This is a genomic window from Neisseria sp. P0001.S005 (assembly GCF_051963715.1).
Genome location: NZ_JBQCTZ010000650.1, coordinates 1 through 421, shown reverse-complemented (window position 1 = coordinate 421; position 421 = coordinate 1). Strand labels below are relative to the sequence as shown.

The window sequence follows — 421 nt, the reverse complement described above, 5'->3', positions numbered from 1 at the left end:
AAGTTTCAGACGGCCTTATAACAACAATTATCTAAAAACTAAAAAAACCTTACCCGACTCCGAATAAAAACAATAACCCGGTCGGAATAGAGAGAGAAACCGGCGCGGCGACGTTACAGACGCCTGCTGCCATTCATCCGATTTCCGCTTCAGGTCAGCTTTGTTTTCACGAGTCCGGTATGTTCAGACAGGACAGCCTGATTATGTTGAAATTCATCATCAAACGGATATGTGCTTCCATCCCGACCATGCTGGTGTTGATTACCGTATCGTTTTTCCTGATGCGGCTTGCACCGGGCAGCCCGTTCACAGGCGAACGCAATTTGCCGCCTGCGGTCATGGCCAACATCGAAGCCAAATACCACCTCAATGATCCGATGTACCTCCAATATTTCCACTACCTCAAGCAGTTGGCGCAGGG

The 421-nt window shown here is 48.7% G+C and carries 1 pseudogene; it reads left to right on the top strand.

Features of this window, described 5'->3' with window-relative positions:
• Positions 1-203 precede the first annotated feature (203 nt).
• Positions 204-421: pseudogene (gene oppB / locus ACTHSP_RS22195) on the top strand (oligopeptide transporter permease); the annotation flags it as partial.